Origin of the sequence: Hymenobacter duratus (assembly GCF_014698995.1) — a bacterium.
In the GTDB taxonomy this organism is placed as follows: Bacteria; Bacteroidota; Bacteroidia; order Cytophagales; family Hymenobacteraceae; genus Hymenobacter; species Hymenobacter duratus.
Window position 1 is genome coordinate 1,877,121 of the sequence record NZ_JACWZZ010000001.1, and the last position, 23,280, is coordinate 1,900,400.

21 protein-coding genes are annotated in these 23,280 nt (G+C 58.9%); 14 read left to right on the forward strand and 7 right to left on the reverse strand.

Annotated features, from left to right (window positions below):
* Window positions 1-18: 18 nt before the first annotated feature.
* Window positions 19-3,216, reverse strand: coding sequence for a glycoside hydrolase family 3 N-terminal domain-containing protein (locus IC231_RS07795; protein ID WP_211538937.1), 3,198 nt, complete (start codon window positions 3,214-3,216; stop codon window positions 19-21).
* 191 nt (window positions 3,217-3,407) lie between these two features.
* Here IC231_RS07795 and IC231_RS07800 point away from each other — a divergent pair, with 191 nt between their 5' ends.
* Window positions 3,408-4,028, forward strand: coding sequence for a hypothetical protein (locus IC231_RS07800; RefSeq protein ID WP_190783915.1), 621 nt, complete (start codon window positions 3,408-3,410; stop codon window positions 4,026-4,028).
* 172 nt (window positions 4,029-4,200) lie between these two features.
* The gene (locus IC231_RS07805) at window positions 4,201-5,496 is read left to right on the forward strand and encodes a carboxypeptidase-like regulatory domain-containing protein (protein ID WP_190783916.1); all 1,296 of its coding nucleotides are present in this window, start codon (window positions 4,201-4,203) and stop codon (window positions 5,494-5,496) included.
* A 174-nt stretch (window positions 5,497-5,670) separates the two neighbouring features.
* Here the strand turns inward: IC231_RS07805 and IC231_RS07810 are convergent, their stop codons facing one another.
* Window positions 5,671-6,420 carry a superoxide dismutase gene (locus IC231_RS07810; RefSeq protein ID WP_190783917.1) on the reverse strand — a complete coding sequence of 250 codons (750 nt, stop codon included), beginning with the start codon at window positions 6,418-6,420 and terminating at the stop codon, window positions 5,671-5,673.
* A gap of 169 nt (window positions 6,421-6,589) precedes the next feature.
* Window positions 6,590-7,306: a 3-ketoacyl-ACP reductase gene (locus IC231_RS07815; protein WP_190783918.1), complete on the reverse strand. Its 717-nt coding sequence runs from the start codon at window positions 7,304-7,306 to the stop codon at window positions 6,590-6,592.
* Between the two features lie 536 nt (window positions 7,307-7,842).
* Here IC231_RS07815 and IC231_RS07820 point away from each other — a divergent pair.
* From IC231_RS07820 to IC231_RS07840, 5 genes are all read left to right on the forward strand, one after another.
* Window positions 7,843-8,949, forward strand: a complete 1,107-nt coding sequence (locus IC231_RS07820) for a T9SS type A sorting domain-containing protein (RefSeq protein WP_190783919.1) — start codon at window positions 7,843-7,845, stop codon at window positions 8,947-8,949.
* Window positions 8,950-9,084: 135 nt separating this feature from the next.
* Window positions 9,085-10,932, forward strand: coding sequence for a DUF885 domain-containing protein (locus IC231_RS07825; RefSeq protein WP_190783920.1), 1,848 nt, complete (start codon window positions 9,085-9,087; stop codon window positions 10,930-10,932).
* Between the two features lie 247 nt (window positions 10,933-11,179).
* On the forward strand, window positions 11,180-13,129 hold the full coding sequence (locus tag IC231_RS07830) for a S9 family peptidase (protein WP_190783921.1): 1,950 nt from the start codon (window positions 11,180-11,182) through the stop codon (window positions 13,127-13,129).
* Between the two features lie 90 nt (window positions 13,130-13,219).
* A complete protein-coding gene (locus IC231_RS07835) occupies window positions 13,220-13,852 on the forward strand; it encodes a flavin reductase family protein (RefSeq protein WP_190783922.1) in 633 nt (210 codons plus the stop codon).
* Between the two features lie 85 nt (window positions 13,853-13,937).
* Window positions 13,938-14,441 carry a DUF4126 family protein gene (locus IC231_RS07840; RefSeq protein WP_190783923.1) on the forward strand — a complete coding sequence of 168 codons (504 nt, stop codon included), beginning with the start codon at window positions 13,938-13,940 and terminating at the stop codon, window positions 14,439-14,441.
* 70 nt (window positions 14,442-14,511) lie between these two features.
* Here IC231_RS07840 and IC231_RS07845 read toward each other — a convergent pair whose 3' ends face one another.
* Both IC231_RS07845 and IC231_RS07850 read right to left on the reverse strand, forming a co-directional pair.
* Window positions 14,512-14,832: a hypothetical protein gene (locus IC231_RS07845; RefSeq protein WP_190783924.1), complete on the reverse strand. Its 321-nt coding sequence runs from the start codon at window positions 14,830-14,832 to the stop codon at window positions 14,512-14,514.
* A gap of 49 nt (window positions 14,833-14,881) precedes the next feature.
* Complete coding sequence (locus IC231_RS07850; RefSeq protein WP_190783925.1) at window positions 14,882-15,091, reverse strand: hypothetical protein; 210 nt, start codon at window positions 15,089-15,091, stop codon at window positions 14,882-14,884.
* Window positions 15,092-15,167: 76 nt separating this feature from the next.
* On the opposite strand from IC231_RS07850, the gene IC231_RS07855 reads away from it, so the two are divergent.
* The 4 genes from IC231_RS07855 to IC231_RS07870 all read left to right on the forward strand — a co-directional run bounded on the left by IC231_RS07855 (window position 15,168) and on the right by IC231_RS07870 (window position 17,882).
* Window positions 15,168-15,923 carry a Dph6-related ATP pyrophosphatase gene (locus IC231_RS07855; protein WP_211538939.1) on the forward strand — a complete coding sequence of 252 codons (756 nt, stop codon included), beginning with the start codon at window positions 15,168-15,170 and terminating at the stop codon, window positions 15,921-15,923.
* 60 nt (window positions 15,924-15,983) lie between these two features.
* The gene (locus IC231_RS07860) at window positions 15,984-16,391 is read left to right on the forward strand and encodes a thiol-disulfide oxidoreductase DCC family protein (protein ID WP_190783926.1); all 408 of its coding nucleotides are present in this window, start codon (window positions 15,984-15,986) and stop codon (window positions 16,389-16,391) included.
* Between the two features lie 70 nt (window positions 16,392-16,461).
* Window positions 16,462-17,463 carry a zinc-binding dehydrogenase gene (locus IC231_RS07865; RefSeq protein WP_190783927.1) on the forward strand — a complete coding sequence of 334 codons (1,002 nt, stop codon included), beginning with the start codon at window positions 16,462-16,464 and terminating at the stop codon, window positions 17,461-17,463.
* 125 nt (window positions 17,464-17,588) lie between these two features.
* A complete protein-coding gene (locus tag IC231_RS07870; protein WP_190783928.1) occupies window positions 17,589-17,882 on the forward strand; it encodes a hypothetical protein in 294 nt (97 codons plus the stop codon).
* A gap of 64 nt (window positions 17,883-17,946) precedes the next feature.
* Here the strand turns inward: IC231_RS07870 and IC231_RS07875 are convergent, their stop codons facing one another.
* Both IC231_RS07875 and rfaD read right to left on the reverse strand, forming a co-directional pair.
* Window positions 17,947-19,320 (reverse strand): FAD/NAD(P)-binding protein, encoded by a 1,374-nt coding sequence (locus IC231_RS07875; RefSeq protein ID WP_190783929.1) that lies wholly within the window; start codon window positions 19,318-19,320, stop codon window positions 17,947-17,949.
* 249 nt (window positions 19,321-19,569) lie between these two features.
* On the reverse strand, window positions 19,570-20,538 hold the full coding sequence (rfaD, locus tag IC231_RS07880; protein WP_190783930.1) for an ADP-glyceromanno-heptose 6-epimerase: 969 nt from the start codon (window positions 20,536-20,538) through the stop codon (window positions 19,570-19,572).
* 124 nt (window positions 20,539-20,662) lie between these two features.
* Between rfaD and IC231_RS07885 the strand changes: the two genes are divergently transcribed.
* The 3 genes from IC231_RS07885 to IC231_RS07895 all read left to right on the forward strand — a co-directional run bounded on the left by IC231_RS07885 (window position 20,663) and on the right by IC231_RS07895 (window position 23,214).
* Window positions 20,663-21,583: an ABC transporter substrate-binding protein gene (locus IC231_RS07885; protein WP_190783931.1), complete on the forward strand. Its 921-nt coding sequence runs from the start codon at window positions 20,663-20,665 to the stop codon at window positions 21,581-21,583.
* Between the two features lie 78 nt (window positions 21,584-21,661).
* Complete coding sequence (locus tag IC231_RS07890; protein ID WP_190783932.1) at window positions 21,662-22,660, forward strand: FecCD family ABC transporter permease; 999 nt, start codon at window positions 21,662-21,664, stop codon at window positions 22,658-22,660.
* Window positions 22,661-22,797: 137 nt separating this feature from the next.
* Window positions 22,798-23,214 carry a 6-pyruvoyl trahydropterin synthase family protein gene (locus tag IC231_RS07895; RefSeq protein ID WP_185889281.1) on the forward strand — a complete coding sequence of 139 codons (417 nt, stop codon included), beginning with the start codon at window positions 22,798-22,800 and terminating at the stop codon, window positions 23,212-23,214.
* Window positions 23,215-23,280: the final 66 nt, after the last annotated feature.

Here is a 23,280-nt window from a genome sequence, read left to right on the forward strand (position 1 = left end):
GACCTCTGCGAGAAAACTTTATTCCTCCACTGTTGTCTCCACCGCCTGCTTAACTGGCTGCCGCACGCTTTCCAGCGCCACTTGCAGCACGCCGGAGCGCACACTTAGCTCAGACAGCTTGTTGTTGCGGCGCGAGGGGTTCACGCGGTTGGTCAGCACAATGCAAGTCAGCTCCTCCTTGGGGTCGACCCAGAAATAGGTGCCCGTGAAGCCAGTGTGCCCGTAGCTCTGCTGCGACACACTTTTGGCCGAATTTACCGTGGGGTTGGCGGCGGGACGGTCGAAGCCGAGGGCACGGCGGTTATCGGGACAGAACTGGCACTTGGTGTACTCCTGCACGGTTTCGGCCTTCAGCAACTGCTGGCCGCCATACTTGCCGTTCCAGGCGTAGAGCTGCACCACTTTGGCCAGGTCGTTGGCGTTGCCAAACAGGCCGGCGTGGCCCGAGAGGCCGCCGAGCAAAGCCGCACCTTCGTCATCGACGGTGCCGTGCAGCAGCTGCTTGCGGAACAGCGAATCGTACTCGGTGGGCGTGATGCGGGCCAGTGGGAAGCGGCGTGTGGGGTTGTAGCCCAGCGAGGTGGCGCCCAGGGGCCGGTAGATTTCGTCGGTGATGAACTGATTGAGGGGCTTGCCGCTGGCGGCCTGCACGAAGCGTGGGTACAGAATAAACGACAAATCGGAGTAGACGTAGCCGGGCTTCTCGTTCAGCGGCGACTCGGCAATGGCTTTCGTTATCAGCTCCGGGAAATCCTGGCGGGCCCACAGACCGGTGGCGGCCCGCAGCGGGAAGCGCGCCGATGAGTCGGGGCGGAAGTAGCGGCGGCTAAGCTCCGAAGGCTTCGTGAGCGACACTTCCTTGGGCTCCGGGCTTTTGCCGAGCAGCGAATTGAACAGGCCGCGCGGCTTGGTATAGTCTTTCCAGAACGGAATCCAGGCTTTCAGGCGGGCCTGGTGCGTCAGCACGTCGCGCAGCTTCAGGTCCTGCTTGTTGGTGCCCACCAGCTCCGGAAATAGCTGGCCCATGGTCATGTCGGGGTTGAACTTGCCCTGGTCCTGCAGGCGCATCAGGGCCGGCAGCGCCGCCGACACTTTGGTCAGCGAGGCCAGGTCGTAGAGGTCGGTGTTGCGGACGGCGCGGCTGGGCTTGCCGGCTTGGCTGGGCGCATCAGCAAAGGAGTGGGTGCCGTAGCTTTTGCGCAGTACCACCACGCCCCGCCGGGCAATGACCACCTCGCCGCCAGGGAAGGCTTTGGCCGCCACCGCGCCGTTCATAATCGAGTCCACGCGGGCTTCGAGGTTGTTGTTCATGCCCACTGCCTCCGGGAAGCTGTAGCGCAGACGGGTGCCGCCCTGCGTGGTGAGGCCGGCGCCGTAGCTGTACTTGTCGCTCACGGTCACGGGCAGCTTGCCGCTGGCCGATACGCCCCCGAAAATCACCTCGGCGGCCACGTCCTGGGCGTTTTTGCTTTCCTGGTAGGCCAGCACCACGGCATCGGCGCGGTCCAGGTCCCGGATTTTGGCCACAGCGTAGGCATTGCCGAACACCGACACGATGAGCTTCTGGCCTTGGCTGCCCAGCTCGTGCAGCAGCACGTTGGTTTCCGAGGTTACGCCGAAATTGGTGGCAGGCAGGCGGCCCAGGTTGTTCACGCCAATGAGCACCGTGTTAAAGCCCTTCAGCGTTTCGCGCATTTGCGTCAGCTCATCCAGGCTCGGCGTGGCCGAAATCCAGAAGTGGCGGGCCGGGGCGTAGTCAGCCACCATGCGCTGGAAGTCGGTGGTGTCTTTGGTGCCGATGGTGAGCGTGGCCAGGCGCAGCGTATCGAGGCGCTGCAGGGGCAGCAGGTTGCGCTGGTTGCGCAGCACGGTCACGCTCAGCTCGGTGAGATGCTGGCTCAAGTACTGAGCGTGCGGCGTGTTGAGGTCGGCGGTGATATTCTTCAGGTCGATGGGCTTGTACTTGTCGAGGCCGGCCCACTGCTTCAAAGCCAGCATCTTGCGGCAGCGCGCATCAATGGATTCCTGCGTCAGCTGGCCGGCATTGATGGCGTCGCGCACCATGCGGATGGCCAGCGGAATGTTCTTGCTGAACTCCAGAATGTCGTTGCCGGCCTGCAGGGCACGCACGTCGGCGTCGCCGGGCGGATACTTTGAAATCACGCCCTTCATGTTCATAGCATCCGTGAACACCACGCCCTCGAAACCCATTTTCTGCTTCAGCAAACCTGTGGTAATTGGCTTGGAAAGCGTACTGGGCATGCCGGTCGTGTCAAGCGCCGGAATATTGAGGTGGGCCACCATCATGCCGCCGAGGCCGCGGGCCATCAGGCTGCGGAACGGAAAAAGCTCCAGCGTGTCAATGCGCTTGCGGTCGATGCGCAGCAGCGGTAGGGCCAGGTGCGAGTCGGTATCGGTGTCGCCGTGGCCGGGGAAGTGCTTGGCGACGGCCAGGATGTTGGCATCCTGCATGCCCTTCATGTAGAGGTAGCTTTTCTCGGTCACGCTCTGCCGGTCTTCGCCCCAGCTGCGGTAGCCGATGACGGGGTTGGCGGCGTTGTTATTCACGTCCACTACCGGCGCGAAGTTGACGTGCATGCCCAGGCGCTTAAACTGCGCAGCTACCTCGGTGCCCATGTCATACATCAGCTGGTTGTCGCGGATGCCGCCCATGCTCATCTGGAACGGGAAGCGCTGCACGCTGTCGAGGCGCATGCCAACGCCCCATTCGGCGTCCATAGCCACCAGCAGCGGCACTTTGCTCTGCGCCTGGTAGCGGTTCAGCAGGCGCGACTGCCGGACTGGCCCACCCTGGAAAAACACGATACCCCCGATGCCATACTGCTGAATCAGGGCTGTGATGGAGTCTTCGTCGATGCGCTTGCGGTTGGAGTAGGCGGCCACCATGAACAACTGCGCCACCCGCTGGTCGGGCGTGAGCGTCTTCATGACCGAATCAACCCACCGCGAACTGGCCAGCTGGGCCGCAAAGGGCACGGGCTGGTTACGGCTTTTAGACGCTGGTTTGGCAGTGGCTTTGGCTGCTGCAGGCTGGGCAGGCGCTTTAGCGGTAGGTTTGGGAGCCGGCGTCCGGGTTACGGTGCGGCTGGTTTTCTTCTTGGCGGCTGGTTTCCGGCGGCGCTGGGCTGAAGCATCAGGAAGGCTCAACAATACCAGCAGCAGCCACAGGAACGGGAGGAAGCGGGGAAAAGACAAGATAGATACGGTGGTTAGTGGGGATGCGAATTTACGGTAATTGACAGGATGCACGGGCGGAGTGCTGCATGGATGCTGCAGGAAGCAGAAAAATCTGTTTAGGCCAACCTGTTGGTGGCGTTGCCGGCTGGCCGCTGCCTAATCCGATTCTTTCGCCTAACTAGGACCTTCACACTTCTACTACCGTAGCAATGCTTCTACTGGACGCCGGACCCCTCGACCTGGCTTACGGGCTTTTCAAACTGGCACAGGCGCTTGGCGTGCTGCTACTGCTGGCGCTGGCTTTTTTTGGTGCCCGGATGCTGATTCGCCTGCGCCGGAAACCGGCCAACTCGGGGAACTGGCTGCGAACTGTTGGCGGAGTGCTGTTGCTGCTGCCGGCCGGCAGTTGGTTGTCTGGAGTCGTCTATTCGTTTAGTACGCAGGCCTATCAGGAGTGGCAGGAGGATGCTGAGGACGCCCGGGGCACGCAGCAATGCGTGGGTTGGTATCAGGCGACTACTACGGATACGCTGTCTGCTGGAACCGGCTATAGCTTCGACCTGCAACTTGGGGCCGACGGACGGTACACGTGGAAAACCACGCTGCCAACTCTCGATTCGGCTTCTTCCGGAAACTGGAGTATAGAAATGCGGGATTTTTCGAAACCCTACGTCGCCCTGATTTCCAGCAGCAACCCCAATTCGCACGTATTGATTTTGAATTCCTGCGACACACTGATAGGAAGCTGCTGGCAAGGCCAGACGCGCGGCAGCGGCTACGGCACTCCCGCCGAACAGCGCCCACTGCCGATTCTTCTGAAACGGCAGTAACCTGCCCCAACCGCTGATTTCATTGCCACAAAGCAGACGGCAGATGGCAGCGCAAGTGAAAATCTGGCGGCGTTGAGCAGAGTGGGCCTACTTTTGCGGTGTGGTATATGCCTGCGGGCCGTGGCGGCGTTATGGCTGTCCGGTTTATCGTTTCACCTCAACCCCGGCCATTTTGATTCTGCGCTCCTTCTTCTCCCTCGCCCTTTCCCTCCGCCGTCTGAGCCGGCCAGTAGGCCTGCTTACGGCCGCGCTGTTGCTCGTGCAGGTAGCACAAGCCCAGATACAGCTGCGCGGCACCGTCATCGATAAGGACACCCGCGAGACGCTGCCCTTCTCCAGCGTGGTAGTGCGCAACACCACACTTGGCACCACCACCAACGTCGATGGCGAATTCACGCTAAACGTGCCCAAACTGCCGGTTACGCTGCTGGTATCAGAGTTAGGCCACTTGAAGGATACAATTCGGGTGACCAGCGCCTCGGAGCCGCTGAAGCTGCCCCTGGCTACGGCCGCCGTAGCACTGCCGGAAGTGAAAGTGGGCAGCTACCCGTTCCAGCTCGTAGACCGTGCCTACCGCCAGATGCAGGCCCACTACGACCAGAAATTCTACGGTAAGGCCTTCTACCGCCAGCTTACCCGCATCGACAAGCAGCCCACGGAACTGCAGGAAGTGGTCTGGAACGTGAAGTCCAGCAACGCCCGCATCGAGGGCACGGCCATTGCGCAGGGGCGCTACGCGGCGGTTCCGAGCATGACCAACTTCAGCAACTTCTCGCTCTACACCAAGTCCTACGGCCTCTACGATGCCAATGCTGATACTACCAAATCGTTGGCGCTGCTCAGCCCCAACGTGGTGAAAAACTACCTGCTGGAGCTGAAAGGCATTGTGTCGGGCGCCGACAGCACCAAGGGCGGCATTGCGGAAATCGACTTCGAAACCCGCCCCGAACTGACTAAATACCGCTCTGAGGGCACCATCTGGATTGATATTGACTCCTATAAAGTGGTGCGCTATCATATGAAGTCGCCCAATTTCACGGGCTCCACGTCGAACCCCAACCAGAAATTCCGCAACACGCAGCTGGAAATCGAAATGGCTTTCCGCAACGACGACCCGGCCGTGGCAGTGGCGCCGCTGGAATACATGAAGGTGAATCTGGCCGCCGATCTGGTCAGTGGCAAGCAGGCGACTCCGCTTACGGTCTCGTCGTTTACCTTTTTTTACGACACCACCACCAAGCCTACTACCATTCCCTATGCCCGCGTGAGTGTGCAGGACCGGGACCTAGCCGCCATCAAAGCCATCAAGTACGACCCCGAATTCTGGGCCAACAACCCCGTTGTGCAGCGCACTCCGGTGGAGGATGAAGTTATTGCCTCGTTTGAAAAGAAAGGCGCGTTCGGTACGATGGTCAAAAAGCCCGAGCCCAAGGCCGATGTCCGTATCCGCAACGGGCGCATAGAGTAAACGTGACCGTCATTCCGAGCGGAGCCGAGGAATCTCGCGTGCTGATGTTGCGGCAGTATTATTTACCACACTAGCGAGATTCCTCGGCTCCGCTCGGAATGACGGTGTTACATAGCAATAGAAAGGGCCGCCTCAAGTACGAGGCGGCCCTTTCTATTGCTTGTAAAACTACGCTTATCCCTTGCGCGACTCGTCGTAGCGGCTGGATACTTCGCCCCAGTTTACCACGCTCCAGAACGCTTTGATGTAGTCGGGGCGCTTGTTCTGGTGCTTGAGGTAGTAGGCATGCTCCCACACGTCGAGGCCCAGGATAGGCGTGCCCCGCTGTACGCCGGGCAGATCCATCAATGGGTTGTCTTGGTTGGGCGTGCTCGTAATCATGAGCTTGTTCGCCTTTTTATCATGAATCAGCCAGGCCCAGCCCGAGCCAAAACGGCCGCTTGCAGCTTTCGTGAATTCCTCGGTGAACTTCTCGTAGGAGCCGAAATCCTTGTTGATGGCTGCCGCTAAGCCGCTGGTAGGCTGACCGCCACCCTTCGGCGACAGAATCTGCCAGAAAAACGAGTGGTTCCAGTGGCCGCCCGCGTTGTTGCGGATGGCGTCGGGCTGTTTGCTGGCCGAGGCCAGCAGCTGAGCCAGGCTCAGCTTCTCTTCCGGCTTGCCCGCTACGGCCTCATTCAGCTTCGAAACGTAGGTTTTGTGATGCGCATCATGGTGGATTTCCATGGTCTTGGCATCAATATGCGGCTCCAGCGCATTGAAGGCATAGGGCAGAGCCGGCAGCGTGAAGGGGCCATCGGCCATGGGGGTGGCGCGGGCGTCGCGCAGCAGCTTTTCTTCGTGGGCCGCCGCCAGCACAGCGGGGCTTACCAGCGCGCCGACCATCGTCAGCAGGCCATTTTTTAGAAAATCTCTCTTAAGCATGGCGGAAAGGATAGAAAGGGTGTCGGTTGGAGGAGTGTACCCGTACGGCGGGGCTGGGGTTGCAGCTTGTCCGTCATTCCGAGTAGCGCGAGGAATCTCGCCAGTATGGTAAAACACTACACTAGCGAGATTCCTCGCGCTGCTCGGAATGACAGGCGACACGCAGCTGTTATGGGTTGGTGCTCCACATGCCAGCTTCCTTGATGAAGATGCGGCGGTTGAGCTTGAGCTGGGCCACCATGAACTCGGCCAGGTCTTCGGGCTGCATCACCTTGTCGGGGTTGCCGTCGGTGAGCTTGTTGCTGATGGCCAGGTCCGTAGCCACGGTGCTGGGCGTAAGGGCCGACACGCGGATGTTGTGCTTGCGCACTTCCTGCATCAGCGACTCGGTGAGACCAAGCACGGCAAACTTGGAGGCGCTGTAGGCGCTGGTGGTAGCCGCGCCACGCTGCCCGGCCGTGCTGGCCACGTTGATGATGTCGCCGGTTTCGCGCGCAATCATGCCCGGCAATACGGCGCGGGTGGCGTAGTACGTGCCCATCAGGTTCACCTGAATGATGTGCTCCCACTCGGCGGGGTCCATGTCTACGAGCTTGGCAAACGTGCCGATTCCGGCGTTGTTGATCAGGATATCAATGGAGCCGAGAGCCTCAGTAGCTTGCGCTACGGCGGCTTCCACGGCGGCGCGGTCGGCAATATCAGCGGCCAGTACCACGGCTTTCACGCCCAGGGCTTCTATTTCCTTCGCTACCTCCTGCAACTGCGCTTCAGTGCGGGCCAGCAACGCCACGTTCACGCCTTCCTGTGCCAGGGCCACCGCCACTGCCCGCCCGATTCCTTTGCCTGCACCCGTAACAAGGGCGTTTTTACCGGCTATTGATGCCATTACTTCCAGATTAGATAGTGAGTGAGCTGTCTTAAACCGCTAAGACGGCAGGTAGGATAACCTGAAATGTCGGCTCTGGGTTGGCCTGAGCAGACATATTCCTAAGAAGGGAAAAGTTTTTCTAAAAAATATACGCTGCTTTCTGCTCTTTATAGCAGCGCGGAGATATTATTTAAGTGCAATGTGTGAGGCAGAATGCACCGCATACGAGGTACAAATTTGTTATATGTGTAATTTTAACAAAAATTGATTTATTTATATAAATAAATATAAAAATATTATATACGGTCTTGTTATGGATACCCTAATGAGCAGTGGCGGCGTACAAGCCGCAAACGAGTTCAAAGAAATAAAACTTAAACCACATTCCCATGAAAGCCTACCTACTTTCTTTTGTTATACTTTTTCTGTTTGGCTTCGGCGCATCTTCGCGGGTGCTGGCCCAGACAACTTACGTCTCTCGCCCCGGCGGTGGCGCCTGGAGTAACCCCAACACTTGGCTTGTAGATGGAATAGCAGGTGTCTCGGCTCCAGCAATGAATTCTACCACCCGCCAAAGAGAAACGAACAACATTATCGTCATCAACTCGGCCGTAGTTCTCGACCAGGATTATTCGATTGAAGGAGGCAACGGCCTCCTGACGGTAAATGCTGGTGGTTCACTCATCGAGGACAGAGCCGGCCGCCGGCTGAGTTTCGGAAGCCAGCAGGGCAACGACAAGCTGCGTCTCGTCCTGAACGGGACTCTGCAGGTAACGTCGTTGAGTTTCTACAAAGCTGACGCTGAAATCAATGCCTCGTTGCGCACCAGCTGCAACATATCGGTAGCCAACCAGTCGACGCTGGAAGTGAACGGCAGCGTGACAATTGAAGGAAATCTGATTGTCCGCCAAGGCAACCCTACCATTGAAGGTACCGGCCAGGTGAACATCAGCGGCTGCGTACTTACCAACAACAATGGTTCGCTCAACGGTCTTTTTGGCCCTAACATCAGTGTATGTGTGCAGGGCACGGCCAATGCTTGTGACACGGAAGGCCTCAGCTGCAACCCCAATATTGCCCAGTATATCACGATTGATGGCTGCCGGGCGCCGCTGCCGGTGGAGCTGCGCAGCTTTTCGGCCCGCAACACGGGCGGTACAGTACAGATAGTCTGGACCACGGCTACCGAGAAGAACTCGGATAGTTTCTTGATAGAGCGGGCAGGCGAAAGCAAGGAGTTTGTACCGGTAACGTCCGTTGCTGCCGCGGGCTCGTCGCAAACGCTTCGCTCCTATTCGGCCATTGACCGCAAGCCCCTGGCCGGCAACAATTACTACCGTCTCAAGCAAATTGACAAAGACGGCACCTTCGCTTATTCGCCGGTGGTGAATGTTCTACTGGCTGGTATCGATAAGCAGGACCTGAACGCCTACGGCACTAGCAGCCGCCTGAACATCCAGGTAAATACGCCAGCCGTGTGCCAAATGCTCCGTGTGATGGATAGCATGGGCCGGGTCGTGTACACCGAAAATATGCCTACCAGCACCACTGGAGTTGTGAGCCGCGAGGTGCCTTTGAGCAGCACTGGTTCAGGCGTCTATATTGTGCAGGCAATAACGAACCAAGGCACTATCAGCCGCAAGTTTATGCTGGCCGAATAGCCCAAAGCGGTAAGCCACGTCGCACTTTACACGGAAGCCCCCGAAGATTTTCTTCGGGGGCTTTTTGTGTCTGGCAGCCAGCGCCCCGCGAAACCTCTTATCTTGCCCGGTACCAACCTTACTCCCGCTTTCCGCATGAAAAATATCGTCCTGACAGGCTTGCTGGCCGGAATGCTGCTTGGCGGCTGCAACCAGCAGAAGCCGAAAACAGGGGACACTACAGCTCCCACCAGCCTCGCCGACGTGAAAGAAATCAACCAGTTGTTTGAACTGTATTGGGAAGAAAACGCCAAGCTCTTTCCGCTCGATGCTACCACGCAAGGCGACAACCGCTACAACGACCAGCTGCCGAACGACGGTACCAAAGCTTTCCGGCAGAATCTGACGGCCTTCTACCAGAAATATCTGGATGGCCTGAAGAAGTTTGACCGCGCTACGCTGGCCGACAACGACAAAATCAGCTACGATATTTTCCAGTACGACCTCGAAACCAAGCTGGAAGGACTGAAGCTAAACACCTGGATGATACCTTTCCAGCAGTTCTGGGGGCTGCCCATCACGATGGGGCAATACGGCTCGGGTGAGGGCATGCAGCCCTTCAAAACTGCCAAGGACTACGACAACTGGCTGGGCCGCGTGCGCGGCTTCTCGGTGTGGGCCGATACGGCCATCAGCAATTTTCGGCAGGGCATGAAGGCTGGCGTGGTGCTGCCCAAAACGCTGGTCACGAAGATGATTCCGCAGATGCGCGACCTGCAAGTGACAGATCCTACTAAGAGCCTGTTCTACGGTCCCATCAACAAGATGCCCGCCGATATTTCGGCCGCTGACAAGCAGCGTATTACGGCTGCTTACAAGAAGGCCATCATGGAGGAACTGGTGCCTACATACAGGAAGCTCGGCGACTTCCTGGAGAAGGAGTATGCGCCTAAAGCACGCCCCAGCACCGGCATTTCGGCGGTGCCCGGCGGCCCCGACATCTACCGCTACTACGTGAAGAGCTGGACCACCACCGACAAAACGCCGGAGGAAATCTATGAAACCGGCGTGAAGGAAGTGGCCCGCATCCGGGGTGAAATGGAGAAGGTAAAAGCACAGGTAGGCTTCCAAGGCGACCTGCCGGCCTTCTTCGCCTCGCTGAAAACCGACCCTAAGCTGATGCCTTACAAGATGCCGGAAGATGTGCTGAACGCTTTCCGCGGTATCCAGGCCAAAATCACCCCAAACCTGCCCAAGCTATTTGGGCGCACCCCCAAAACGCCGTTCGAAATCCGGCAGACCGAAGCCTTCCGTGCTGCCTCTGCCTCCGCCGAGTACAACCAAGGCTCCCCGGATGGCTCGCGGCCCGGCATTTTCTATATTCCGATTGTAGATGCCACGAAATTCAACACGACGTCGGGGATGGAGTCGCTGTTTCTGCACGAAGCTATTCCCGGACACCACTACCAGATTTCGCTGCAGCAGGAAAACACCGACTTGCCTAAGTTCCGCCGCTTTGCGTGGTATGGGGCCATAGGCGAAGGCTGGGCGCTCTACACTGAAAGTCTGGGCAAAGAGCTGGGCCTCTACACCGACCCGTACCAGTATATGGGCGCCCTCGGCGACGAAATGCACCGCGCTGTACGCCTGGTAGTGGACGTGGCCATGCACACCAAAAATATGACCCGCGAGCAGGCTATCAAGTACATGATGAGCAACGAAGCCATTAGCGAAGAAGGTGCTACTGCCGAAATTGAACGGTATATGGCCATTCCTGGCCAAGCACTGTCTTACAAGATAGGAGCGCTCAAAATCCGAGAGATGCGCGAGAAATACGCCAAGCAGCTCGGCAGCAAGCCAAATGCGCTGCGGGAAAAATATGCCGGCCAGAATAAGGAGCATTTCCGACTCCCACAGTTTCATGACGAGCTGTTGAAGGACGGTGTGATGCCACTGGCCGTGCTGGAGCGCAAAATGGACAACTGGGCTTCTCGCCATCGGTAGAGGCCCTGCATGCCGCTTGCACTGCCCGCTTCAGTTCTGGTTTCCGGATGAGGCGGGCAGTGTTCTGTTGGAGCCACTTGGCTGGCGTATTCGCATCTGTTGGATAGGAGGTGCGTGCGTACCGGATTCAGCACCTTCTCGTGCGACAGGCTGACTGTGACACAGGTGGTTATTGCGTCGTGAGGTGGTGTTTTTTGGGACATGAAAAAGGGTAGCTTTGATTGTTCAGGAACTCTATCTTTTCATGATGAGAAAACAACTACTACTCGCAGGGCTGCTGGCTGTTGCATACAGCGGAGACGCTCAAAATCAAGAAGCTACGCAGGAAATCGGTAATCTGGTGGTGCGCAATATCCCGGCTCTGCCCGCCGATCTGATGGAGCGCGTCGACCAGTACCAGAACGTGCGCGGCGCCACAGTGGCCGACTGGGACCGGGAAGGCAAAGGTCTGTTCATCTCCACTCGTTTCGCCGAGGTGCCCCAGATCCACCATGTGGCGGCACCCGGCGCCGACCGACGCCAGATTACGTTCTATAAAGAGCCGCTGGCCGCTGCTGCCGTAGCGCCCGACAAAAAGCAAAACGGCTTCGTTTTCAGCCGCGACAATGGTGGCAATGAGAACTACCAGATCTACTTCTTCGACCTGAGTACGGGCCGCGCCCGGCTGCTGACGGATGGCAAAAGCCGCAACCAGTTTCAGGGCTGGAACCGGGCCGGGTCGCAGCTGGCGTACATGAGCAACCAGCGCAACGGTGCCGACCTCGACCTGTATCTGCTCAACTTCCAGCCCGAGGCCAAGCCCACCCTGCTTACGGAGCTGAAGGGTGGGGGCTGGGGCGTGTCGGCCTGGTCGGATGATGGAAAGCAGATGATTCTCAGTAACTACAAATCCATCAACGAAGCCGAGCTCTACCGCTTCGATGTGGCCAGCCGCAAGCTGGAGCGGCTGTTTGCCACGGCTGGCCCCGTGAGCTATAGCGGCGCGGAATTTACCAAAGATGGCAAAGGGCTGTTTCTTGTTTCTGACGAAGGCACCGAGTTCCAGACCCTGCGCTACGTGGATCTGGCAAGCAAGCAGCAAGCTCCGCTCACGGCACCCATCCCCTGGGACGTGCAAGGCATGGACCTGAGCAAGGACGGCACAAAGCTCGTGTTTGCCACGAACGAGGATGGCTACTCGAAGCTCTATATGCTTGATACCAAAACCCGCAAGTATCAGCCCGTTGCCAACGTGCCGAAAGGCGTGATCAGCAACTTCCGCCTCAACGACGACAGCCGCCGCTTGGCCCTGAGCGTATCGACGCCCACCGCCAGCAGCGACGTGTATGTAGCCGACCTGACCACCAAGACCCTGACGCGCTGGACCACCAGTGAGCTGGGGGGCCTGAACTCGGCGAACTTCGTGGAGCCCAGCCTGATTCAGTATTCCACCTTCGACCAAGTAGACGGGCAGGCGCGCCTGATACCGGCTTTCCTGTATAAGCCCAAAAACGCGACGGGCAAAACGCCGGTGCTCATCAGCATTCATGGCGGGCCCGAAGGCCAGTCGCTGCCGACGTTCAGCCCGCTGATTAATCTGCTGGTGAATGAGCTGGGTATTGCGGTGGTGGTGCCCAACGTGCGCGGTTCCAGCGGCTACGGCAAGACCTACCTCAAGCTAGATAACGGGGCCAAGCGCGAAGAATCGGTGAAAGATATTGGCGCGCTGCTGGAATGGATTGGCCGCCAGCCTGATCTGGATCCGGGCAGAGTGGCGGTGTACGGCGGCTCTTACGGCGGTTACATGAGCCTGGCCACCATGACCAACTACAACGACCAGATGCGCTGCGGTATTGACCTGTTCGGCATCAGCAACTTCACCACTTTCCTCAAAAACACCAGTCCTTACCGTGCCGACCTGCGCCGCGCCGAGTACGGCGACGAGCGGGACCCGGCCATGCAGGCCATATTTGCGCAGATTTCGCCCATCAGCAAAATCAAGAATATCACGAAGCCTATGCTGGTGTATCAGGGCAAAAACGACCCGCGCGTGCCACTTTCCGAATCGGAGCAGATGGTAGCTGGTTTGCAGCAGCAGGGCACATCTGTGTGGTACATCATGGCGAAGGACGAAGGCCACAGCCTTGCCAAAAAAGCCAACCGCGACTACACCTACGGGGCCATGCTGCTGTTTCTGCGCAACAATTTGCTGAAATAGGGCTTAGCCTACAGAAGTATCACGGCCGGCCGGCGCGCATGATGCGCCGGCCGGCCGTGGCGTTTATCAATCCACTCTCCGTACGCCAGTATGCGCCATATTACGCCCACCGACCTGCAGGCCTTTGAAAAGGTGTTTCGTCTCAACCTGATAAACGCCCTACCCGGCTACAAACCTGCCAACCTTATCGGGACGGCTGATGCCGACGGTGCTACCAACCTGGCTATTTTCAGCTCCGTGCTGCATCTGGGCTCGGCGCCGGCGGTGCTGGGCATCGTCACGCGGCCTACCACGGTGCCGCGCCACACCTACCAGAATCTGAAAGCCACCGGCTGCTTCACCATCAACCATGTGCACGCCGGTTTCGTGGCGCAGGCTCACTACACCTCCGCCGACTTCCCGGCCGGCGAGTCGGAGTTTGTCGCGTGCGGCTTCACCCCGGTCTGGCGCGACGATTTTCCGGCCCCTTACGTAGCCGAAAGCCAGATCGGCATTGGGCTGCGGCTGCAGGAAGAGCTACCGATTCATAATGGCACCGTGCTGCTGGTAGGCAGCGTAGAACATATCTATCTGCCGGATACTGTGTTGCTGGCCGACGGTACACTCGACCTGGCGGCCGTCGAGGACGTAAGTATTTCGGGGCTTGATACCTATTTCCGGGCCCAGCCAGTGGGAGCCTTTGCCTATGCCCGGCCGGGGCAGGGGCCGCAGCCCAAGCCATAGCTGCGGCAGAGTGGTAGCCCGCATAGCCACGATACCGCGTGGGCCGTTTAAGCCAACTACCTTCCTCATCTGACTACCTGAAATCATGAGCAAACACTTTTGGCAAACCATTGGCCTAGGCACTGTAGCCGGCTTCCGTAGCATGATGGCCCCGGCGCTGTTGACGGGCAACCTGGCTAAATTCCATCCGCAGGCCTTGGCCGGCTCCCCGCTTCGCTACTTGCAAAAACCGCTGGTAGCTACGGGTTTCAAGCTGCTGGCCGGCGGCGAGATGGTAGGCGACAAGCTCCCACAAACACCCAACCGGATTGCCCCGCCCGTGCTGTTGGGCAGGCTGCTTTCGGGGGCTTTGGTAGGGGCCACGCTCTACAAAATAAACCACGGCAAAACCCTGAATGGTGCGCTTTTGGGTAGCGCTGTGGCGGGGCTGGCCACATTTGGTAGCTTCTGGCTACGCAAAAAGACCACCGACGAATCGGGCCTACCCAGTGCGCTGGTGGGGGGCTTTGAGGATATAGTGGTACTAAGCAGTGGCCTAGCTCTTTCTAAGGGTACTGATATTGGAGCACCCGCCGGCCGGGCGTTGTAGCCAGTCTGTTGCATAAAAAAAGTGCCGCCAGCAATGCTGGCGGCACTTTTTTTATGCAACAGACTGGCTGCTATTCTTCACGAGTTGTAGAGCGGCCTTCTTCCGATTCGGTTGGCATGGTGGTAGTAGGGGAGCCAGGGCTGCTTGGGGCGCCTTCCAGCGCTGCGTTGGTCGAGGTCTTCTGGTCGGCGGCTGAGCCTAAGCCAGTTGGTGTTTCCACGTTCTGCCCGCCGCTGAGACTGTCCCGGTCGGTTTCGTTGGTCGTGGCTTTGGGCGCGTCTGAGAAGTCCTGGCTGGCTTGCGGGTCTTTGCCCGGCGTGTTGTTGTAGTCGCAGGCCGTGAGGGCAGCACCCAGGCTGAGTGCCAGCAGGAAAGTGAAGGAGCGTTTCATAGAAGAAGAGTAGGGTAGAGATGGAAGGGAAGACAAGGAAGCCGTCGTGCTACTGGGCGGGGCCGGGCGCGGGGCCCGCCTGCGTCGAGTTCTGTACGGCGCTCTGGTTCTGGGCACCATCGGTGCCGGTAGAGTCGGAGGTGTTGGCTGGGGTAGAGGGATTGGCCGCGCCCGAAGTGGAGGAGCCGGAGCCGCAGCTGGCCAGCATAAGGCTGAGCAGCAAAGCGGAAAGGGACAGAATACGAACAGGATAGTGCATGGGCGAAATCGGAAAAGGATGCTTTGGGCAAACGGCCGCAAGCCTGCTTCGGTTGCGAGACCCTTACCTTTGGCTCATGCCCGCCCCAACCCTCATGAACTGGAGTGGGGGCAAAGACTCGGCCCTCGCTCTCTACCACGCCCTCCAGAACCCCCGCTACCACGTCACGGACCTGCTGACCAGCGTAAACGCGCAGTACCAGCGGGTATCCATGCATGGCGTGCGGGTAGCGCTACTGGAGCAGCAGGCGCAGCGCATTGGCTTGCCGCTCACCAAGCTGGAACTCCCCGAAATGCCCGGCATGGACGACTACGAACGGCTGATGAAGGCCGCATTGGTGCCTTTGCAGGCCCGCGGCATACAGCACGCCATCTTCGGCGATATTCATTTGGAAGACCTGCGCTACTACCGCGAGCAGCAGTTGGCCCGGGCTGGCATGCAAGCCGTGTTTCCGCTGTGGCAGCGTCCTACCGCCGACCTGCTAAGAGAGTACCTCGACCTGGGGTTTCGGGCCATTGTGGTGTGTGTCAACGAGAAGATGCTGGATGCCAGTTTCTGCGGCCGTGAATTGGATGCAGAATTTCTGCGCGACCTGCCACCAGAAGTAGATGCCTGCGGTGAGAATGGTGAATACCACAGCTTCGTGTACGATGCGCCGTACTTCAGCGCGCCCATTGCCGTTGAGCGAGGCGAGTTGGTGCACCGCACGTATGCACCGCCCGCCGTTGCCCAATCTACCGGCTACCAGCCCAATGGCCCTGATGAAGCTGCTTCTGCTACACCAGATCCTTATGCTACCGGCTTTTGGTACTGCGACTTGCTGCCGGCCTAACTGTGCGGACGGGAAGTTTTATGCCATTGTCTGTTACGACACCACCAGCGTATACCCTCCATGCCCGATTCATCTGTCCGTATTGTCTTCTTTGATGGGGTCTGCAACCTCTGCAACGGCTTTGTGCAGTTCATCATCCGTCACGATGCGGCCGGCCGGTTCCGTTTCGCCTCCTTGCAGTCGGAGGCCGGGCAGGCGCTACTGGCGGCGCATGGCCAGACAGTAGCAGCCGCTCCCGAAACAGTGCTGCTGCTCGAAAATGGCCGGCTCTACACCCATTCTACGGCGGCTTTGCGAATTGCCCGGCAGTTGGGCTGGCCGTGGCGCGGTTTCGCGGCGTCCCTGTTGCTTCCCCGCTTCCTGCGCGACGCCGCGTACCGCTTCGTGGCCCGGAACCGCTACCGGTGGTTTGGCCGCGAAGAAAGCTGCTGGATGCCCACTCCCGAGCTGAAAGCACGGTTTCTCTGAGGCGTTGCGTCCGCACTCAATCCCCTATTCCGTTCTGATTTACTCATCCACTCACTCATTACCTCTCCACATGCAAGCACTCGTCCTCGACGGCATCAACCAATCCGTGCAACTCCGCGAAGTTACTACCCCGCAGCCCGCGCCAGGCCAAGTGCAGGTGCAGCTACACGCCGCCGCTCTCAACCACCGTGATATCTGGATTCAGAAAGGGCAGTACGCCGGCCTGAAGTTTCCTATCGTTCTGGGCTCTGATGGTGCTGGTACTGTTACGATGCTGGGCGAAGGGGTAGATGCCACTCTGCAGGGCCAGCAAGTGCTTATCAACCCCGGCAGCCACTGGGGCAGCCAGCCTGCCGCGCAGGGCCGCGACTTCCAAATTCTGGGCTTGCCGCAGGATGGTACTTTTGCCGAATATGTGTGCGTCGAGGCAGCGCAGGTGCGCGCCAAGCCGGCTCACCTCAGCTTCGAGCAGGCCGCGACGCTGCCCTTGGGCGGGCTCACTGCATACCGCGCCATGTTCACGCGCGCGCAGTTACAAGCCGGTGAGCGGGTGCTCATCAGCGGAGTAGGCGGCGGAGTGGCATTGCTGGCGCTGCAGATGGCAGTAGCCGTTGGCGCCGACGTGTGGGTTACATCGAGCTCAGAGGAGAAGATAACCAAAGCCGTAGCGCTGGGAGCTAAGGGAGGCATCAGCTACAAAGCCGAAAAATGGCCTGCTACGCTCACCAAACAGGCTGGTGGCGGCTTCGACGTTATTGTGGATAGTGCTGCTGGACCGGGCTTCAACGACCTGATTGATGCCGCTGCCCCCGGCGGGCGCATCGTGTTTTACGGAGCTACCCACGGCGACATTCCGGAGTTGGCGGCCCGCAAAGTGTTCTGGAAGCAACTTTCCTTACTAGGCTCCACGATGGGCACGGCGCAGGATTTTGCCGACATGGTACGTTTGGTGGAGCACTACCACATCGTGCCTGCTATTGATGAAACCTTTGCTCTGGCCGAAGGAGAAACAGCGCTCCGTCGCATGGACGAGGGCCTGCAGTTTGGGAAAATAGTATTGAAAATAAAGTAGTTGTGTTCAGGTGCTTAGGCGTGTAAAAGCCAATATAAATAGTTGAAATGCGCGGAATGAAAAGGATGCTAGCTGTGTTAGTATTTTGATGGGATTTTAACTCGGAAACCTACTAACTTGCCTCTATGAAAACGCCTGCTGAATACCTGCAATGTCCGGTTTTTGAACTGACGTATCCTACGGGTGATGCAGCCGAATCGGTGCCGGTAGTTGCTTACGACGACGCGCTGCGCGCTGTGGATGCGGCCTTGGCCGATGCCGAGAAATACAAGTATCTGTTGATGCGCGCCTTGCGCCGCCACCATGCTAATACGGCAGTGGGCCCGTCGCTGATACCGCCGGTCTCCCGATTCCAGGAATATGTTGCGCAGCCCGATACGCCCGTTCTCCCACTCTACCCCGACGAGCAGGCTGCTTAACTAGTATGTAGTGCTATTGCGAAAGCCAGACCCTAGGGTCTGGCTTTTTTGTGCCCAAACGATATTACCAGCGCCGCCCCAGTTCCTGCGCGAGTGCCACCGCTTGTTGCCGCAACTCCGGCACAGCTGTCGACTCGAAGTAAGCAGGGCGGCGGCTGGGGCCAAGCGTAAAGAACAGCGGCGACGCTTGCTGGGCGGCATCGAGCAGTGCGCCATGCGCATCCGTCCGGATACCGAGGCCTAACGGGTCGGGCTGCAGGTGGCCGGCAGCGCGCAGGCTCACTACCAGCGGGTCCTGAATGCGGCTGTAGTTCAGCAGGGGGCCGGTGCAGCTAATGACGTGCCGGGTGCGCAGCGCGTGCTGTTGTTGTCTGTAGTGGGTCTGGACCACCAGTTCTTCTCCTTCCACTGCAATACCGCTCACCCGGCCGCTAAGCATGCGTACTTGGCCTGTTGCCATCATGCCGCGTACTATCTCATCATTTTGCGGGGGGCTGCGGTGGCGCAGTACGGCCCAGATGGACGCCAGATGCCGCAGAAACCGCGCCTGCTCGGCAAGTGGCCACGCCGCCCAGATCCGGCCCAGATCTGGCCTAAGCGAGTCAAATACCGGCCGCCAGTCCCATCCTGCCGCCGCCGCCTCCCGGACACGATGGCGCACGGCGGCCAGCACTTCCGCCACCGTGTGCAGGCCCCGGAGCTCCTGTTCGTAAAAGCTGGGATATGGTGCGCTGGCTGGCCCGTGCGCCGTCGGCCAGCGTTGGTGCCTCGACACCACCGTGACAGGCGCGCGGTGGCCATCAGCACGCAGGCCCAGCAGCACATCCACGGCTGTCAGGCCCGTCCCGATGAGCAGCACTTCGTCGTCGGGGGCAATATTGCGGAGCGCGCCCTGGGCCCACGGATTGCCATGGAAATTCGGATGCGCGAGGTAGGCACCGGGGTGGGCAGGTGAGGCAGGCGGAAAGTTGCCTAGGGCCAGCACAACTGCGTCGCTGAGCAGCTCCGTGCCACTGGCGAGGCGCACAGTGGCGCGGAGGCCGTCAGGGGCAGCTTCAGCCGCTACGGCCGCCTGCTGATGCCAGTGAAAAGCCAGGCCATTGGCGGCGGGCTGCTGTAGCAGGCCCGCTACCATTTCCTGCAGGTAGCGGCCGTAGGTCTGGCGGGAGCAGAAATCATACTCGCAGCGAAGAGCATTGGTGCGCAGCCAGTCCGAGAAGTGAGACGGCTCATCGGGGAATGCACTCAGAAAAGAGGCCCGCACGTTGAGCAGATATTCGGGCCGGCGGGCGGTATAGGCCAGGCCGGGCCCTGGTACCGGGCGCGGCTCTACGATGTGCACCGTGCCTGCCAGCGGCCCGGGTAGCCGAGCCAGCTGCATGGCTACCATAGAACCCGAAAAGCCACCGCCTACAATCGTAATAGTTCGTTGCTGCACTAGGGGAGAGAGGTGAAAAGTGGCGAATCGGCCCGAAAAAATGGGTGAAAAATAGTTCTTAACAAATCCGGCCGGCTGTTTCCATCCAAATCAGAAAGTCAAAATGCCCGAGCTACAGGCTTTTCTAAAAAGGCCCGGCCCGGTTGTGGAGCTACCACAACCGGGCCGGGCGAACTGTCAGGATAGTATTTGCGCCCGAAAGCCTACTGCTGCATCCCGCGAGTAGGAGGGAGCCAACAAAATTTAGGCTTAGTAGTATGTGCCCGGCACCAGGTAGTTGCGCACGTAGTCGTTGATGCCGTCTTCGAGGCGAGTGAAAGGCCGGTCGTAACCGATGCCGCGCAGCTTGCTCATGTCGGCCTGGGTGAAGTACTGGTACTTGTCGCGGATGTCCTCCGGCGTGTCGATGAAGCGGATATCTGCCACCCGGTCGAGTGCCGCAAAGGTGTTCAGGGCCAAATCGAGGAAGGAGCGCGCCTCACCGGTACCCAGGTTGTAGATACCGGAATTTTGGCGGTGGTGCATCAGGAAGTAGCACACTTCCACTACGTCTTTCACATACACGAAGTCGCGCATCTGGCCTCCGTCGGTGTAGTCGGGGTTGTGCGAGCGGAACAGCGACATGGAGCCGGTTTTGTTGATCTGCTCGAAGGCGTGCATTATCACCGACGCCATGCGGCCCTTATGGTATTCATTGGGGCCGTACACATTGAAAAACTTCAGCCCAGCCCAGAAAAACGGCTTTTCTGCTTGGTTGACAGCCCAATTGTCGAAGTCATTCTTAGAGTCGCCATACGGGTTTAGCGGGCGGTAGAGGGGGAGCAGGGCGTCGTCGTGGTCGGAGTATCCGAGCGTGCCGGAGCCGTAAGTAGCCGCCGACGAGGCATAGACTAGCGGCAGCTGGTACTGTACGCAGGCCTGCCACATCTGCTTGGAGTAGTTCAGGTTGAGCAGGTCCAGCACGGCACGGTCCTGCTCGGTGGTGTCGGTGCGGGCTCCGAGGTGGAAGATGAATTCCACTTCCTCATGATTGGCATCCAGCCACTCAAAAAACTCGTTGCGGTCTACGTATTCCCGCAGATGCTTGCCGGCGAGGTTGGCCAGCTTACGCTCCACGGCAAAATTGTCCACCACCACGATGTCGTTGAAATTGGCGGCGTTGAGGCGGGTGACAAGGCAGCTGGCAATAAAGCCGGCGGCTCCGGTGACGACTATCATAGGGCAGAAATTTTCTCAAAAGTAGGACCGATTTGGTTCAGTACGCGCCCCGGCCCACTTTCAGCTAAACAGGGGCCGCTGCAGATTTGCGTTATTGGCCCCGGCTGTGTTCTACCTTTGGTGCATGCACTACCCGTTCCTGAAGCCACTACTACAGGCTCTGCCGCTGCTCCTGCTGCTGGCCTGCCGCCCCGGTACGCCCGCTACCACCGAGAAACCCACGCCAGCTACTGCCCCGCAGCAACTCACCGACGACCTGGGCCGCCGCCTCACCGTAGTGGCATACCCGCGCCGTGTAATGGCGCTGGCACCTTCCGCAACCGAAATGCTGTACGCCGTGGCCGACACAGCCACCATTGCGGCGCGCACCCAGGTCTGCGACTACCCGGCGGCGGTGTTGCGCAAGCCTGTTGTCAGCAGCTACCCCTTGGATATGGAGAAGCTTGTGCAGTTGCACCCCGACATCGTGTTTACCGTGGAAGGCATTACGTCTCTGGATGATGCCGCCCGGCTGGAAAAATTTGGTATTCCAGTCTATTTCCAGCGTTTCGGTAGCATGAAGGATATATTCCGGACCCTGAATGATATGGGCCGAATTCTTGGCCGCCCGGCCCAGGCTCGGCACTTCACCGACTCGCTGCAGGCAGAGCTACAAGCCGTGACAACTGCTACACCTGCAGGTAAGCCACGTCCGCGCGTGCTGGCCATCACCTGGCAGGACCCCATCTATGTGTATGGCCAGAACACGCTTTTCACTGATAAAATCCGTCTGGCAGGCGGCCAGAATGCGGTGACAGAAGAATTTGCTCAGCCCTATCCGGCGCTTACCCGGGAATATATTCTCAAACTGAACCCCGACGTGCTGATTGGCGGCAGCTTCGGCAAGCTGGACAGTACATTCTTCAGAAATTACCCCGAACTAAAGCGCATCAACGCCTACCGCAACCGTCGCGTCTACAGTATCACCGGCAACCTGATGGAGCGCCCCGGCCCGCGCGTAGTAGAGTCGGTGCGGGAACTGCAGCGGATAGTATCCGGCCGCTAGCTGCTCGCAAGCACTTATCGAATCAAGGAGACAGCTGCAACAAACAACCGACGCCCCCTGCAAACTACCTTTGACTGCATGAACCAACGCGCCCTGCCCTGGATTGTGGCCAGCCTGCTGCTGATGCTGGCGTTGGTAGTGCTGGGCCTGCGCATCGGTTCCTACGAAACCGATTATGGATTCATCCTGCGCACGCTCACGCACTACAACCCTCAGGACCCGGCGCAACTGGTATTGGTAGAACTGCGGCTGCCACGCATTCTGCTGGCGTTGCTGGCCGGGGCCGGACTGGCTTTCAGCGGCTATCTGATGCAGGCCATGGTCAACAACCCGCTGGCCGACCCCTATCTGCTTGGTACGGCTTCCGGAGCCTCATTGGGCGCTATTCTGTGCCTCTCGTTGCTGCCCAGCCTCACCTTGGGCGGATTTTATCTGCCGCCGTTCTTTGCCTTGGCTGGTGCGCTGGGCACTACGTTGGTGGTGGTGGCCGTAGGGAGCCGGCGGGGGCAGATTATTCCGGCGCAGCTACTACTGGCAGGTGTGGCGGTTGGTTCGCTCACTACAGCCATTGGCGGTGTGTTCACCTTTCTGTCAGCCACGCAGGAGAAGCTGCGGAGTGTCACGTTTTGGGCGGCTGGTAGCTTCGAGCGGGCCGGCTGGAGCGTATTGCCCTATCCGGCGCTTATGCTGGCGGCGGCGTTACTGCTCTTTGGCTTCGTCCAGAAAGACCTCAATATTTTGCTGCTGGGAGAGGAACGCGCCCAAGGCCTGGGCGTAAACGTGGCCCGTACCCGTTGGCTGCTACTGCTCACGGCTTCCGGTCTGACAGGCTGCGTAGTGGCGTTGTGCGGCCCGGTGGGCTTTGTCGGGCTCATGGTGCCGCATCTTACTCGCTGGCTGCTGGGTGTCACGGGGCGGGCCAATATGCTGTTTTGCGCACTGCTCGGCGGTAATTTCCTGCTGGCCTGCGACCTATTGGCTCGGCTGCTCTATCCACCTGCCGGCCTGCCCGTAGGGTTGGTCACGGCCCTGTTCGGCGTACCGTTCTTCGTATATTTGCTGCGAAATAAAGGTTGATTGTCGCCTGTCATCCCGCGTGAAACGAACAATCTGGCTGTGGTGCGAGTAGAATTCGCCCTACAGCTTAGGCGCTTCGTACCACTCCTGATGACAGGCTATTTGTCAACAACCGTCTTGCAGCCACCCGCCTACCCATGATTTATATCAGCCGACAGGAACACTTCAACGCCGCGCACAAGCTCTACAACCCCAAGTGGAGCGAGGAGCGCAACCGGGAGGTGTTCGGTCCCTGTGCCAACACCAACTGGCACGGCCATAACTTCGACCTAATTGTGACCGTGAAGGGCAAGCCCGACCCGGAAACCGGTTTTGTCATCGACCTCAAGCAGCTTAGTACGCTCATCCGCACACATGTCATCGACAAGGTAGACCACAAGAACCTCAACCTAGATGTGCCGTTCATGGAAGGCCAGATGGCCAGCACCGAAAATCTAGCTATTGCGTTCTGGCAGATTCTGGCTCCCGAAATTGAGTTGATTTCTTCGGCCCGGCTGCACAGCATCAAGCTCTACGAGACTCCTCGGAACTTCGTGGAATATCTGGGAGAATAATTAATAATTAGGAATTAACAAGTAAGAATGGCTGCTGCCCGGCGCTACGTTTTAATTGTTTCCAAT